This window comes from Brucella anthropi, from assembly GCF_046630315.1.
In the GTDB taxonomy this organism is placed as follows: Bacteria; Pseudomonadota; Alphaproteobacteria; order Rhizobiales; family Rhizobiaceae; genus Brucella; species Brucella anthropi_A.
The window spans coordinates 50,169-65,268 of sequence record NZ_LQBD01000035.1 but is presented as its reverse complement, the minus strand read 5'-3'; the positions used below and the strand labels follow the sequence as shown (position 1 = coordinate 65,268).

Below are 15,100 nucleotides of genomic sequence, written 5' to 3'. Positions count from 1 at the left end.
AGCGCCGGAAAACCGGCGCTTTTTCATATCCTATCCTCTTCGCGCAATCAGAATCCCCGATATCACGATGATGCCGCCCACAGCCTGCAACATGCCGAGGGGTTCCGACAGGATCGTCCATGCAAGAAATGCTGCGACAACTGGTTGCAGAAGCAGGGTGAGGGACGAGAACGACGCCGGAAGATAGGCAAGGGCATAAGCGATCATGCTTTGGCCCGCGGCATGCGTCACCCAGGCGAGGCCCGCAAGGACCAGCCAGCCATAGAGCGTGGCAGGCAATATATGGCCTTCCATGAAATAGGCGACCGGCAGCGAAACCACTGCGGCAATTGCGCTGCTCCACAGCATGATGCGCATGGTGGAAAAGCGGCTGCGCAGGCGGCCAACCGAAAGAATGTAGCCCGCATAGAAGACTGCGGCCAGAAGCGCCATCGCATCGCCGGAGGATTGGGACTGGAGAAGCTCGCCCGGTCCGCCTTTCAGCACCACGACGCCGATGACCGCGACGGCAAGTCCGATCATGAAGGAATTGCTCACGCGCGACTTGAAAAGCAGCCAGGCGCCGAGTGTGACGAAAATCGGCGCCATATTGGCAAGCAGCGTTGCATTGGCAACGGATGTCATATGCAGCGACAAATGCCACGCGCCGAGGTCGAAAGCGATGAACAGGCCGGGCAGGGCAAGACGCAGACAATCGGACAGGGTGAGCGGGGCTGCATCCTTTTCCTCGCGCCGCTCGCGGCCATCCATGAGCAAAAGCGGCAAAACCGCCAGCGCGAGGCGCCAGAATCCGGTCGCGAGCGGCCCCACCTCGGAAAGCCGCACAAAGATCGGCGAAGTGCCGATGGCGATGCCGCCGGTGATCAGGGCAGTCATCGCCCAGCGTTGGGTGTTGGAGGGTGCGGGGCTTGCGGCGGCGATATGCGACATTTTCAAACTCAAGATTGCGCCGAAATCGTTCTTCTGCCCGTGAAATACACGAGGCTGAATGGCGGTCTTCGGTTTCGGACTGAACCTGCCCTGGAGAAAGTCAGCACATTTCTTCCGGGAACCTGTTCTGAATGTTATTTTTCATGTCTCGGAAGGGGGAGAATTCGGAAAATTTTGCCCGCGACATTGATATGACGCGGGCCTGCTTATTCCTGTTTGACGAAGGCGTCCAGATGTCCCTTGAAGCAGAAACCTGAAAATCCATCACGTTTCTGTTCACCACGTTGCAAATGACATGAAAAAGCGCCCTTCAAGGACGCTTTTGCAATGATCAGCGATAATAGGGCGAATAGCACTGTTTGCGCGGCCCATTATAGGGCTGGAATGTATTGTCCGAGGAACGATAGGACTTATAGCGGTTATAGCACCACTGCACATGCGCATTGGATAGACCCGGTGCGCGATAAACAGGGCGCGGCTGGCTTATGGCGCCGCCAATGATGGCGCCTGCGCCGAATGCTGCCAGCGGATACCACCACCCATCGCTGTGGCGGCGATAGCCGTGACGGTAATGCCGATAGCCGCGATGGCCGTTCCAGTGTCCCGGCCGGTTGGGCCGGTGGCCCCGATAATGACGCGGCGGACGGCGATGATCGCGCACCTGCTCTATCGTGTGATTGATGACTGGGCGTTCCAGATTCATGGGTGCCGCCATGGTTGGTATGATCGACGTCGCCCCGAAGATCACGGCCAAGGCCCCGGCACAAGTCTGCTTGAAGATATTCACGTGCAACCCTCCGTCTCGGATGATGGAGGTAAACGACTGAAATATAGAATAGTTCCCAATTTTATGGGGTGCGGGATTTCAAACTTATCAGGCCCGCAGTAAAATGAAGAGGAGCGGGCTCCTCCCCAAGAACCCGCTCCTCAATGCATCGCCCCCCGCCATGGTGGTGCGATGCTTACCCCTTGTGGCCTTTGCCACGCCTGAATTCAGCGTTTCAGACCTTACCTTCGAATGCGGCATTTAGCAACTTCAACGCGCGTTCTTTCGTCAGTTCAATCGGGTTTCCGCCAGCCGTCGGATCAACGATGGCCATCTCGGCAATCAGGTCTTTCCGCGTATCGTCCATTTCAAGACCCTTGATGAATTCGGGCAGCGTATTGGGGACGCCAAGGTCGCTGCGCAATTTCACGACGGCTGCCAGAAATCCGTCAAAGCCGCCCTTGATGCCGAGATAATCGGCAAGCCTTTCGATGCGCTTTTCGATGGCGGATCGGTTCTGAAGCAGGACATAGGGCATGAAAACAGCGTTCGTCATGCCGTGATGTGAGTCATAGAGCGCGCCGATAGGGTGAGACAGCGAATGGATCGCGCCGAGCCCTTTCTGGAAGGCCGTTGCGCCCATGGCGGCAGCGGCCATCATGTTGGCACGCGCGTCAATATCGTTCCCATCGGCATAGGCCTTGGGCAGGTTCTCAAAAACCAGACGGATACCTTCCACGGCAATACCATCGGCTATGGGATGGAAGCCCGGCGCGCAATAAGCTTCGAGACAGTGCGCCAGCGCATCCATGCCTGTACCCGCCGTGATGAAAGGCGGCATTCCTGTCGAAAGTTCCGGGTCGGCGATCACTGTCACGGGCAGCATTTTCGGGTGGAAAATCACCTTCTTGGTGTGGGTGGTTTCATTGGTGAGAACGCCTGCGCGGCCAACTTCCGAGCCGGTGCCTGCCGTCGTCGGCACCGCAATGATCGGCGCGATGGCGTCGCTGTCAGCGCGGGTCCACCAGTCGCCAATGTCTTCAAAATCCCAGACGGGTCGGGTCTGCCCGGCCTGAAAGGCGATGAGCTTGCCAAGGTCCAGCGCCGAACCGCCGCCAAAGGCGATGACACCGTCATGCTGGCCGCTTTTGAAGACCTCGACGCCCGCATAAAGATTGCTTTCGACCGGGTTCGGCTTCACGTCGGAGAAAACCCCGTATGCCACACCGGCTTCATCCAGGACAGCGAGCGTGGACGCCACCACGGGAAGCTTCGCCAGGCCGGGATCGGTCACGAAAAGCGGGCGTTTAATGCCTGCGGCTTTCAGGACGGCTGGAAGTTCCTTGATGCGTCCCGGCCCGAAAAGCACGGTGGTCGGGAAGTTCCATTTCGCGGTCAGAGTGGTCATGTCTATTGCTTTCCGAATAATGATGAGCGGTCAGATTTTTTCACGCAGGTGGAAGGATTTTGGTCGCGTGAGATTGCCGTAGCCGATCGCCGAAAGGGCAGCACCCTTGCCGGTGTCCTTCACGCCGGTCCAGACAAGTGCGGGATCGAGATAGTCGCAGCGGTTCATGAAAACCGTGCCTGTTTCTATGCGGTCGCCAAGAGCAGCGGCATGATCGGTGTCCGCCGTCCAGAGCGAGGCTGTCAGGCCGTAGATGCTGTCATTCATCAGCGCGAGAGCTTCCTCGTCGTTGCGCACCTTCATGATGCCGACGATAGGGCCGAAGCTTTCCTCGCGCATGACGCTCATCTGGTGGTCGACATTGGTGAGCACTTCCGGGGCGACATAGGGAGAACCTGCGCGGTCATTCGCGACGCTCATATTCACATGCGCCTTTGCACCCTTGCGCAGGGCTTCCGCTTTCTGTTCACGGATGAGATCGGCGAAACGCGCCTGCGCCATCGGGCCAAGCGTGGTGCCTGCATCCAGCGGATTGCCGACGACATATTGCTTGGTCAGGTCGATGAAACCGTCGACAAAACGGTCATAGACGCCTTCATGCACATAAATGCGCTCGATCCCGCAGCAGCACTGGCCCGAATTGAAGAATGCGCCATCCACCAGATTGGCGATGGCGTGGTCCAGATCGGCATCGGGCAGAACATAGGCCGGGTCCTTGCCGCCAAGCTCCAGCCCCAGCGTCATGAAAGTGCCTGCGGCAGCCTTTTCGATGGCGCGGCCACCGCCGACCGACCCGGTGAAATTCACGTGGTCGATTGTGCCGGAGGCGAGCAGTTTTTCCGTCGATGCATGGTCAAGCACCACATTCTGGAAGACGCCTTTCGGCAGCCCGGCCTTCTCGAAGGCCTGCGCGAAACGTTCGCCGGCCAGAAGTGTCTGCATGGCATGTTTGAGGATCACGCTATTGCCGGCCATCAGTGCGGGAATGATGGTGTTGACGGCGGTGAGGTAGGGATAATTCCACGGCGCGATCACCATCACCACGCCCAGCGGCACATGCTTCACAGAGCGGCGAAAGCCATCCTTCTGAGTGGGAACATAAGGCTTCAGCGCTTCTTCGGCGATATCGATCATATATTGGCCGCGCTCCTGAACGCCGCCATTTTCGCCGCCATAACGTACCGGGCGCCCCATCTGCCACGCGATTTCGGGTACGATTTCGTCCTGCATTCCGGCAAGAGCGTCGAGTGCGGCCCGGCAATAACGTGCGCGTTCAGCGATGCTCAGTTGAGCCCATCCAGCCTGCGCATCGCGGGCAGCGGCGACGACCGAGGCGATTGCGGCCTCGTTCAAAAAGGGACGCTCGGCATAGACCGAGCCGTCGATGGGGGAGATGATCTTGGCTGTGCCGCTCATCAGTAATTTCCTTTGAAGTCTGGCATTGTCTCAGGGTCAATAGCGCTCGAAACCGCGGTGCAGTTCCCAATCGGTCACGCGCCGGTCGTACTCGATCTGCTCCCAATGCGCGGTGTGGACATAGTGATTGACCACAGCTTCCCCGAAGGCTTCCTTGAGAAAGGCGGAGTTCTTGAGCGCCTGTGCTGCTTCACGCAACGTATAGGGAATTTCCTTGAGCTTCACCGCGCTATAGGCATCCCCCACAAAGGGCTCTTCGAGTTCCAGTTGCTCATCTATCCCTTTCAGGCCTGCTGCGATAAGCGCGGCAAAGGCCAGATAGGGATTGAGGTCGGCACCGCCAATGCGGCATTCGATGCGTATGCCCTTGGTGCCTTCGCCGCACAGGCGGAAGCCCGCGGTGCGGTTATCCTGACTCCACATGATTTTCGTCGGCGCAAAGGTGCCTGCCTGAAAACGCTTGTAGGAATTGATGTAAGGCGCCAGGAAATAGGTATAGTCGGTGGCATATTTGAGCTGTCCCGCCACCCACGAGCGCATCAGCGGCGTCATCGTATAAGGCGCTTTCGGATCGAAGAAGAGCGGTTCCTTTCCGTCCGCGCTCCAGATGGAATTGTGCACATGGCTGGAACTTCCAGCCTTGCCGTAATCATGCTTGGCCATGAAGGTGATGCACTTGCCGTGCGCTTCGGCGATTTCCTTCATCGCGTTCTTCATGATGACATGGCGGTCGGCCATTTCGAGCGCTTCGGCATAGCGGACATTCAGTTCTTCCTGGCCGGGTCCCCATTCACCCTTGGAGTTTTCGACCGGAATGCCTGCCGCCGCAAGCTGGTTGCGCATTGCCCGCAGGACCGGCTCTTCCTTGGTGGTCAGGTGGATCACATAGTCCTGCACATAAGGAGAGGCGGTTTCCATGTCCTGCCAGTGCTTGGCGCGGGCTGTCTTGTAGGTCTCATCGAAAAGATAAAACTCAAGCTCCGACGCAAAATAGGCGCGGTAGCCACGCTCATGCAGGCGGGCGAGCTGTTTTTTGAGGATTGCGCGCGGAGAATGCGCGAGATCCTCATGATCGTGATGGTCAAGCACGTCACAAAGCACGATGGCCGTCTTTTCCAGCCAGGCGGCGACGCGCAAGGTCGAAAGGTCCGGCTTGATGACAAAATCACCATAGCCCTTGTCCCATCCGGCAGCCTCATAGCCCGGCACCGGCTCCATATCGATATCGTCGGCAAGGAGATAGTTGCAGCCATGGGTCTCGTCATAGCCGGATTCCACGAAAAACTGTCCGTAGAAGCGTTTGCCGATCAGGCGCCCCTGCATGTCCACAAAACATGCGAGAACGGTGTCGATTTCGTCATTTGCAACGGCTTTTTTCAATGCATCGAAAGTCAATTGTCCGGCCATTTATGCTCGCTCCAGAACGGAAAAAGTGATGGACGCGGCACTGTGCGCCGCGTCCAAAATCATCAGGCATAACGATAGGGCGCGCCCGCGCCGCGCATGGTTTCCTGATATTTCTTCAGGATCGCCACCACCTTGGCATTGCGTTCGCTCTGTTTGGCGATATCGTCCCAGAATTCCTGCGCGGCATCTTCGATCTGCTTCCACTCGGCTTCCGGGATCGTGGTCAGTTCCAGCTTGCCGCCGGTGGTGCGATAGTGCGCTTCGCCCCACCAGTACCAGTGCTGGCGGTAATAATGCGATGAATCCATCGCTAGCTTGAACAATGTCTTCAGATGATCCGGCACGGCGTCCCATTTTTCCGTATTGGCGAAGTAGGAACCGGCCCAGGCACCGTTGATATTGTTGGTGAGATAATATTTGTTGATGTCGGCCCAGCCGACCGTATAAGCCTCGGTCGCGCCGCACCAGGCGACGCCATCGAGTTCGCCGGTCTGGATTGCGACTTCGATGTCCTCCCATGGCAGGGTGACGGGCACCACGCCGAATTTGGTCAGGAAGCGCCCGCCGGTCGGGAAGGTGAAGACGCGAAGCCCTTGCAGGTCAGCCACGCTGCGGATCGGCTTGGTGGTCACGAAATTGCATGGGTCCCATGAACCGGCGCTGAGCCAGGTGACACCTGGAATTTCCTTATAGGCTTCTTCCCAGATTTCGTTGAGCCCATACCAGTTGAACAAGGCCGGCACATCCAGGCTGTAGCGCGATGCAAACGGAAAGTAAGCCCCGAACACGGCGACATCGACCGGTGACGCCATGGAATCGTCGTCGCTCTGCGCGGCGTCGATTGTGCCGGATTGAACGGCGCGGAACAGCTCGCCCTGCGGCACAAGCTGGTCGGCGGTGTAAAGCTCGATCACCATCTCGCCGTTCGCCGCCTTGTTGAAGGCGTCGATGGAAGGCTTGATGACATGTTCGGCCAGCGCCGGACCGGCATAGGTCTGGAGCCGCCATTTGATCGGGCTTTGCGCGCGCACATAAGGCGTCGCAAGCGTGCCTGCACCCAGTGCGCCAACGGTTGTCAGCCCGGCTTTCTTGAGAAAATCGCGTTTGTTAAGCTTGTTATTCTCGCTCATGCCCATTCTCCCACTCTTGTTTGAGTTCACCCTTTGATTGTTCCGGTCTGGCCCTTCGGGCTCTTGTCACCGGCCTATGCGCATTCTTCTGTGCGTATCGTCACCGTCCGCTGTACCAGTTCGGCAGCCACATCGCGATCTGCGGAAAGATCATCAGGATGATGATGGTCAGCACCATGAGGAAGAAAAACGGCACGATTGAACGATAAATGTCTATCAGCGTGACTTCCTTTGGCGCCAAGGCCCGCATCATGAACAGATTGTACCCGAAAGGCGGCGTGATATATGCGATCTGGCAGGTGATGGTGTAGAGGACGCCGAACCAGATGGCGTTGAAGCCGAGGCTCTTGACCAGCGGTATATAGAGCGGCGCCACGATGACCAGCATGGCTGTATCGTCAAGGAACATGCCCAATATGATGAACGAAAACAGCATCAACACCAGGATTGTCCATGGCGACAGATCGAAAGTGTTGAGCAATATGTTCTCGATGGCTTTCACCGCGCCCAGACCGTCATAAACCGACGAGAAGCAGAGTGCCGCCAGAATGATCCAGAGGAACATGCAGGTGACGGTGAGGCTGTTTCGCGTCGTGGTTTCCCAGACGGCCTTGTTGAGGCGCCCCGTGAAAAGCGCGGCCAAGGTTGCAAGCAAAGCACCGACCGCCGAGCTTTCAACGAGGCTGGTAACGCCGGAGAGGAACAGGCCCATCATCGCGCCGAAAACCACGAGCGGCAGAATGCCCGCGCGCAAGGTGACGAAACGATCCCGCCAGGTGATTTTATCCAGTTCTTCCTGCGGTAATGTCGGGCCGAGTTCGGGCTGGATACGGCAGCGAATATAGATATAGATCGCAAAAAGCGCGGCCATGAGAAGGCCGGGGCCGATACCGGCCAGCCAAAGCTGCAAAACGGGTTGCCGCGCAATCATCGCATAAAGCACCAGCACGACGCTGGGCGGGATCAGGATGCCGAGCGAACTGCCCGCCTGGATGACGCCCGTGACCATGACCTTGTTGTAGCGGCGCTTGAGAAGCTCCGGCATCGCCACGGTTGCGCCGATGGCCATGCCTGCGACGCTGAGGCCGTTCATGCAGGAAATGATGACCATCAGGCCGATCGTGCCGAGCGCGAGGCCGCCGCGAATGCCGCCGAACCAGACATGAAACATGCGATAAAGATTGCTGGCGATCCCCGATTCCGAAAGCATGTAGCCCATGAACACGAAGAAGGGCACGGTGATGAGCGGATACCAGTTCAACACCGCGAAGGTGGCGTTATACGGCATCTCGAATGAGCCCTTGCCCCAAAGCAGGAGCGCGGCAAGGGAACCCACAAAACCGATCACGCCGAAGACGCGCTGCCCCGTCATCAGCAGCACCATCATGGTTGCGAACATGAAGAGCGTAATGAATTCCGAGCTCATATGTGATGTCCTTCCTCAATGGCAGGACCCGCAAGGGTGCTGATCGGCTTTCCACGCAGGGAGGCCCAGTCCTTGAAGAAATTGGAGATGCATTGCAGCAGCAGCAGGAAGATGCCGACCGTCATGATGAGCTTGATCGGCCAGAGCAGCGGCGCCCAGGCGGTATAATTCTTCTGGTTGTAGGCAATGGCGTAATTGGTCGATGAAATCCCGCCTGCGACCATCACACCGAGATAGAAGATAATGAACAGGATGGTAATCATGTCCGTGATCATCTTCCGGCGTGGCGAAAGACGGTCGAAGAACAGGTCCATGCGCACATGCGCGCCCTGCTGCATGGCATAGGCCCCGCCGAGCAGGTAATAGGCGGAGAGCAGAAACTGGGACATTTCCAGGACCCAGTTCACCGGAATGCCCAGCACCACGCGCGAAAAGGTGGAATAGAGAAGGCAGCCGCCCAGCACGAAGAAAAGATACATCGCGAAGCGCCCGACATAATAGTTCAGCGCATCGACATATTTGACGAACAGTCTGATCGGCTTCGGCATTTCCGGCTCCTTCAGGCTTTCGGTTCGGTGTTGTGAGGGTCGATTGCTTTCGCAATCTCCTTCAATATCGCGGCCAGCCTTTTGGCCCAGATTGCCTGTGTCCGACTGTCGGTGATTTCATTGTTGCGGATTTCGATCATCACGCAGGGCGTATTGCGCGGACGGGCGTGCCGCTCCAGCGTGTAATAGACACGATCCGCTGGCGAATAAGGTTCGTTCACACCCACATCGAGGCCTTTATCCTGCCGGAGTGCGGCGATCAGCGGGCGGGCAATGCGGTCATCCTCGTCATGGATGATGCCGATCTGCCATGGCCGCGAAATACCGCGATAGACCGGCGTGAAGGAATGGATCGTCACGATCCAGGATGGCAGGCCGCGCGCTGTGCGCATCGCGATCATCTGCTCGACGGCGGTGTGGAATGGACGATGCGACAGATCGATGCGCGCCATGCGTTCGACCGTGTTAAGCCCGTGATTTCCGGGAACTGCGGTTGTTTCGCTGATTTCCGGGATGAGGTCGGGTGCGTCGAGCGGGCGGTTGCAATCGATCAAAAGGCGCGACAGCCCGGCTTCCACAAGGGGGGCATCCATCGCGGCACTCAATCCCCGCGCCACCTCGACAGCGCCGGGGTCCCAGGCAATATGCGCCTTCAGCGCTTCAGCATCGAGCCCAAGCCCGGCGAAGCTTTCCGGCATGTGATTGGAGGCATGTTCGCAAACGAGGAGATAGGGGCTTTCCCCTCCCTCGTTGACGATAAAAACCGGCTCGCACGAAGCCGTGCGATCTTCTCGCTCGTCCGCCATTCCCTCGGTTCCCCGCGCTGTAACTTATGTTACGTTTTTTCAGTTTATGCGCTATTGCGGATTATTTGATACGTCCTATGATGTTTTGTCAAACACAATTTCGCCAAAATTGGAAAAGAGCCGCCGGGATGGAAACTGCCGCATCGATGAGCGCGAGCGTCGCGGAACTGATCAATGAACGCATTGATGCCATGCCGCCGGGCGAGCGCAGCGCAGCCCAGACGCTGATTGCCAATTATCCGATGCTGGGCCTGAAGACGGTGGCGGAATTTTCCATGCAGGCGGGCGTCAGTTCGCCGACGATCCTGCGTTTCGTGAACCGTCTCGGTTTCCAGAACTATCCGGATTTTCAGGCCCGTTTACAGGATGAGCTGGCCGCGCAGCTTCAATCGCCGCATCATCGCAACGAGCAGCCGGACAAACGGCCCGACGCTGCCTATCCGGGCGTCGAACACACGTTGGAAAATATCTGCGAAACCTTCCGGCATCTGGGCGAAAGGCAGCTTCGGCAGGTGGTGACCGCACTGTCGCAGGCAAAGGGCAATGTCTATCTGATCGGCGGGCGTTTCACCGATCCGATCGCGCAATATATGACGGCGCATATGAGCATCGTGCGTCCGCGTGTGTTTCACCTCGGCGGGCAGGAAAGCATGTGGCGCGACCGCCTGCTCGACATGGGAAAACGCGACATTCTCGTGGTTTTCGACATCCGGCGCTATCAGGACAGCCTGTTGGCGCTGGCGGAAAAGGCGAGGGGCCGGGGCGTCGAGGTGGTGCTGGTGACGGACCAGTGGCTTTCGCCCATTGCGCGGGTGGCGCGCCATGTGCTGGCCGGCCGTATTGCGGTGCCTTCGGCCTGGGATTCCTCGGCTGCTCTCTTCGTGCTGGCCGAAACCATCATCCGCGAGATGACCCTTATGCTGGAAAAGGACAGCGCCGCACGCATCGCGGAACTGGAAGCCTTGCGATAGATCGTTGATTGCTTGCTTCCAGATATGTCTATTCGAGACCGCAGGCGCGCAAGAACAGCGTCGCGACTTCCCTTTCGATGCGCTCGATATCGAGCGGCTCCTCGGGGCCGACATCCATCATGCTGCGAACCTGCGCTTCAAAGTCGGCATAATGCTGTGTGACCGCCCAGATATGCATCTGGAAGAGCAGGGGATCGACGGGTTTGATGCGACCGTCATCCACCCATGACTGGATGAGCTTCACCGCATTATGCGTCGCCGAGACGTGTTTTTTCCAATGGCGGCTGAGATATGGCGCGCCATTGGCGATTTCCGTGGTGAAAAGACGCGAAGCCTTCGGGTTTTTCTGGCTATAGTCCAGCTTCGCCCGGATATAGTGCCGGATCACCCTGGCTGGATCGTCCTCGGTGTTCGCATCGAGGAAAATCTTTTCCCATTCGTCGAGAATGAAGACGATGATGTCCTCGTAAAGCTCTTCCTTGCTTGAAATATAATAGTGAAGCTGCGGCTTGGTGAGGCCCGCGCGCTGCGCAATGCCTTGCGTGGACGCACCCGCAAGGCCCTTTTCAGCAAATTCATCGATCGCGGCAGCGCGGATTGCGCCGAGAATGCGCCGCCTTCGGTCGAGAACCTTGTCCCGTCCGGTCGGCTCCGTATTGTCATTCTCGTCGTTTTTCATCCATACCTGCCGCGATTGAGGTGGCTTACTGGCCAAGCTTCTTCTTGATGTCGAGGCCCACGCCCTTGTTCACGAAGGTATCGGTCGCGACCTTGCTCATGTCCAGTTCGTCACCGCTGACGATGCCGGAGTTGCGCGCCAGATCGTAGAACGCCTTCACGCGGTTCATATCGATGGCGCCGATGCCCTTTTCGGCCGCGTCGCCGCTGTCGATGAGCTGCAACTGCTTGATGCGGGCAAGCTCGGCATCCAGCGTTTCCTTGCTCATATCCGGGTTGTCTTTGAGGATGAGGTCATAAGCCTTGGCATGGTCGCCATAGAGGAAATTCGTCCAGCCCTCAATAGAGGCGCTGACGAAGCGCTGCACCAGATCGGGGTTTTTCTCGATCAGATCCTGGCGCGTTTCGATGGTATTGCCGTAAGTGCTGTAGCCATAATCGGCCAGAAGATAGGTCGTAACCTTGGCGCCTTCCTTTTCGGCATAGAGCGGCTCTGCGGTGGCATAGGCCTGCTGCACCACCTTCTTGTCGTTCAGGAATTGCGCCAGGCTGTAGCCATAGGGGCGAAGCTGCTCTTCCTTGAAGCCGAACTCCTTCACCAGCCATGGCCAGAACGAAAACTGCGCGTCCTTGGAAAGCAGGATCGTTTCGGCATTGGTCAGATCCTTGAAGTCCTTGTATTCACCTTCATGGACCATCAGCGCCTGCGGATCTTTCTGATAGAAAGCGGCGACAACCGTGGTCGGCACGCCATTGGCCACATTGTTGAAGGAAAGAAGGAGATTGCCGGCCAGCAGGAAGTCGAGGCGGCCGGCCGCCAGCATGGGACGGTTATTGACTTGCGGACCGCCCATCTCGATTGCGACGTCGAGGCCGTATTTTTCATAGGTGCCGTCGGCCACCGCCTGATAGAAGCCGCCATGACCGGCTTGCGCCAGCCAATTGGTGCCAAGCGTCACCTTGTCGAGCGCATGGGCCATTTGCGCGGAAAGGCTGAGAGAAAGAACGGCAAGCGTTGCGGTCAGTGTCTTTTTCATGTTTTTGTTCCCCTTGGTTTTAATCGGTCAAAGCCATATCGGCGGTCCAGCCGCGCGTCTTGCCCGGATTGAGCAGGCCGTATGGGTCGGCCAGTTTCTTGAACGCGATCTGCACGCTGTCGATCTCCTTCATGCCGCCATCCTCGATGGTGTAGGCATGGGGATCATAGATGTCGCAGCCGTCAACCGTCTCCAGCTCCTCGATCAGCCGGTACATTGCCTCCCTGTCCGTGAAACGGACAAGGGGAAGCGCGAAAATCTGCACTTCGCCTTCAAGGCGGGCCATTTCGTGGTGCATATATTGCGTATCGCCATAGCGTTGCATCTGCCGGGCAACGAGTGCCGGATCGAAGGGGCGGGGATAGGCAACCTGTAGATAGGTCCAGCCTTCTTCCGCCTTCAGCGCCTGCAAGGTGGTGTGGTTCCAGCCGCATTCATAGGCGGGCTGGAGGCCGTTCTTGTGCAGTTCCTCCATCGTCATCGCGAAGGAGACACGGCCTGAAAATTCGGCTGCCAGTGCCGCGAACCGCTCCTGTTCCTCCGGCGCGATCATGGCGAAAACCGCATCCTTGTCGGACGGGAACAGATCGCCGAACTTGGTGTAGAAGCGCGCGAAGCGACGGTCCACCGTGGTCAGCAGATAGCAGTCGAGATTTTCTTCCAGCGCCTTGAGGCAGAAGTTGAGCGTTGCCTCGTAACTATCGAACAAGGCTGCGGTATGTATCCAGTCGGTCGCTCTGGTCAGCCCGATTTCCAGCTCCAGGATGATGCCGTTGGTGCCATAGGCATGCTGAACCTTGTGGATGTCGCGGCCCGTCAGTTCGATGATTTTCGGTTCCGGTTCGACCGTCAGAACCTTGACCGAATAGACATTGCCATCATCGCGCAGCATGCCGTGGCGCAGCGAGCCAATGCCGCCCGAACCGCCGGAGAAAAACCCGCCAATCGTGGCTATGCGGCGGGTGGACGGATACATGAGCAGTTCCTGTCCGGTCTCGCGCACCGCATCGTCCAGACGCGAAATGCGCGCGCCGCCTTCCACGCGAACCTTGCCCGGTTCGATGGAAATGATGCGGTCGAGCTTGGTCATGTCGAGGATGATGCCGCCCTCAAGCGGCACACACTGGCCGTAATTGCCGGTGCCGCCGCCGCGCACGGTGATGGGGATGCGCAGCTTCGCGGCGGCAGCGGCCACACGGCGCACTTCGTCCTGATCCTTGGGAATGACGACGAGATCGCCGACATAATGGCCGATATCTTGGGTGAGGATCGGGCTGTACCAGAAATAATCGCGCGAGCGCAGCTCGACCTGTTTGGGGTCGTCATAGATGCGGATGCCGTCGATTTCGGCGCGGAACGCGGCCCAGTCATGGATGCGCTGCGGAGCGGCAGAATTCATGGGTTTCTCCCGTTGTCTTGGGGCAAGGCGACACCGTCGCGCCAGATGGTGCGTGGGGCCTGCGGACGGCTGATGAGGTCGTTGAGGTCTTCGGCGTCATGCCAGATGAAATTTGCGGCACCGCCCGCCGACGGCACCTGCACACGCTCGCTTTTGATGAGGCGGGCGGGCAGGGTGGTGATGCTGTCCAGCCATTCCTGCGGCTCGAGATGGCAGACAGGTGCCGCAAGGCGCAGGATCGCGAACGGATCATAGTCGCCATAGGGGTAAAAGGCATCGCGCACATTGTCGGAGCCGAGCATGACATTCATGCCCGCGGCGCGCGCCTCTTTCAGCGGCGCGATGCCGCGCAGGCGCGGTGATTTTCCGCCAAGCCGGTCTTGCAGATAGAGGTTTGTCGTGGGCAGCGCGACGAGCGCGACATCCGCTGCGGCTGCGGCATCGAGAATGCGTGCGAGCTCATCAGGCCCGCGCAAGGATAGCGAACAGGCGTGGCCGCACAGCACTTTGCCGCCCATGGAATGGCGGCGGGTCGCATCCACGATCAAGGAGAAACCATCGGCTTCGACATCCAGACCTTCATCGACGTGAAAGTCGAGGTCGAGCCCGTGTGAAGCTGCAAGCCGGACGGTTTCCTCGATCTTCGCCGCAATGTCCACATTGCGATAGAAGAATGCGCCCAATACGCCGCCATCCCGCGCCACGCGGGCCGCAATCGGCTGGCCCGCTTCGGGTACCAGGTCGCCACGAACAAGGGCTGCAAGCTGAAGATCGATCCGGCCCTCCCATTCCTCGCGCAGTTCGTTCAGAACAGGCCACGCCGTCGGCACTTTCGGCGTTATCCAGTCCACATGGCTGCGCATCGCGCCGACCCCTTGTGCAAATGCTGCCGCAAGGCCGCGTGTGGCGCGGGCGCGAATATCATCCGCGGTCCAGTTTCGCCGGTCGGTATTCATCAGGTCGATGGCATCGAACAGGCATTCGACCTTTGCCGGACCGTTTTGCGCAATGCGCGGTATGGTGAACGTCTTGTCGAGATGCACATGCACATCGGCGAAAAGCGGTGTCACCAACCCGCCGCCGGTGGCACGGGACGGTGTGATCGAGGCGATGCGGTTTGCCTCGATGCGCATGTCGTGGTGGCCGGGAAGCCCGGTTACGGCGACGCCGTTCAGCAT

The 15,100-nt window shown here is 58.5% G+C and carries 14 protein-coding genes; 1 reads left to right on the top strand and 13 read right to left on the bottom strand.

The annotated features are described in order from the left end of the window. Nucleotides 1-30: 30 nt before the first annotated feature. From AVM02_RS15095 to AVM02_RS15055, 9 genes are all read right to left on the bottom strand, one after another. On the bottom strand, nt 31-930 hold the full coding sequence (locus AVM02_RS15095) for a DMT family transporter (RefSeq protein WP_411507742.1): 900 nt from the start codon (nt 928-930) through the stop codon (nt 31-33). A gap of 331 nt (nt 931-1,261) precedes the next feature. Further along, nucleotides 1,262-1,717, bottom strand: coding sequence for a BA14K family protein (locus tag AVM02_RS15090; protein WP_411507741.1), 456 nt, complete (start codon nt 1,715-1,717; stop codon nt 1,262-1,264). A 214-nt stretch (nt 1,718-1,931) separates the two neighbouring features. Beyond that, nucleotides 1,932-3,104 (bottom strand): iron-containing alcohol dehydrogenase, encoded by a 1,173-nt coding sequence (locus AVM02_RS15085; protein ID WP_411507740.1) that lies wholly within the window; start codon nt 3,102-3,104, stop codon nt 1,932-1,934. A gap of 30 nt (nt 3,105-3,134) precedes the next feature. Beyond that, on the bottom strand, nt 3,135-4,520 hold the full coding sequence (locus tag AVM02_RS15080; protein ID WP_411507739.1) for an aldehyde dehydrogenase family protein: 1,386 nt from the start codon (nt 4,518-4,520) through the stop codon (nt 3,135-3,137). A 36-nt stretch (nt 4,521-4,556) separates the two neighbouring features. Further along, nucleotides 4,557-5,927 (bottom strand): glutamine synthetase family protein, encoded by a 1,371-nt coding sequence (locus AVM02_RS15075; protein ID WP_411507738.1) that lies wholly within the window; start codon nt 5,925-5,927, stop codon nt 4,557-4,559. Nucleotides 5,928-5,989: 62 nt separating this feature from the next. Further along, entirely contained in the window at nt 5,990-7,057 is a 1,068-nt protein-coding gene (locus AVM02_RS15070; RefSeq protein WP_411507737.1) for a TRAP transporter substrate-binding protein, read from the bottom strand. 100 nt (nt 7,058-7,157) lie between these two features. Beyond that, nucleotides 7,158-8,483 carry a TRAP transporter large permease gene (locus AVM02_RS15065; RefSeq protein WP_411507736.1) on the bottom strand — a complete coding sequence of 442 codons (1,326 nt, stop codon included), beginning with the start codon at nt 8,481-8,483 and terminating at the stop codon, nt 7,158-7,160. Further along, complete coding sequence (locus AVM02_RS15060; RefSeq protein ID WP_411507735.1) at nt 8,480-9,031, bottom strand: TRAP transporter small permease subunit; 552 nt, start codon at nt 9,029-9,031, stop codon at nt 8,480-8,482. The genes AVM02_RS15065 and AVM02_RS15060 overlap by 4 nt, the downstream gene beginning before the upstream one ends. An 11-nt stretch (nt 9,032-9,042) precedes the next feature. Then, nucleotides 9,043-9,837, bottom strand: coding sequence for an N-formylglutamate amidohydrolase (locus tag AVM02_RS15055; RefSeq protein ID WP_411507734.1), 795 nt, complete (start codon nt 9,835-9,837; stop codon nt 9,043-9,045). 128 nt (nt 9,838-9,965) lie between these two features. Between AVM02_RS15055 and AVM02_RS15050 the strand changes: the two genes are divergently transcribed. Beyond that, a complete protein-coding gene (locus tag AVM02_RS15050; RefSeq protein ID WP_411507733.1) occupies nt 9,966-10,808 on the top strand; it encodes a MurR/RpiR family transcriptional regulator in 843 nt (280 codons plus the stop codon). A 28-nt stretch (nt 10,809-10,836) separates the two neighbouring features. Here the strand turns inward: AVM02_RS15050 and AVM02_RS15045 are convergent, their stop codons facing one another. The 4 genes from AVM02_RS15045 to AVM02_RS15030 are packed head-to-tail and all read right to left on the bottom strand — an operon-like array spanning nt 10,837 to nt 15,100. Continuing rightward, a complete protein-coding gene (locus AVM02_RS15045) occupies nt 10,837-11,487 on the bottom strand; it encodes a TetR family transcriptional regulator C-terminal domain-containing protein (protein WP_411507732.1) in 651 nt (216 codons plus the stop codon). Nucleotides 11,488-11,512: 25 nt separating this feature from the next. Further along, the gene (locus AVM02_RS15040; RefSeq protein WP_411507731.1) at nt 11,513-12,523 is read right to left on the bottom strand and encodes an ABC transporter substrate-binding protein; all 1,011 of its coding nucleotides are present in this window, start codon (nt 12,521-12,523) and stop codon (nt 11,513-11,515) included. A 19-nt stretch (nt 12,524-12,542) separates the two neighbouring features. Beyond that, entirely contained in the window at nt 12,543-13,922 is a 1,380-nt protein-coding gene (locus tag AVM02_RS15035; RefSeq protein ID WP_411507730.1) for an FAD-binding oxidoreductase, read from the bottom strand. Then, nucleotides 13,919-15,100, bottom strand: coding sequence for an amidohydrolase family protein (locus tag AVM02_RS15030; RefSeq protein WP_411507729.1), 1,182 nt, complete (start codon nt 15,098-15,100; stop codon nt 13,919-13,921). The genes AVM02_RS15035 and AVM02_RS15030 overlap by 4 nt, the downstream gene beginning before the upstream one ends.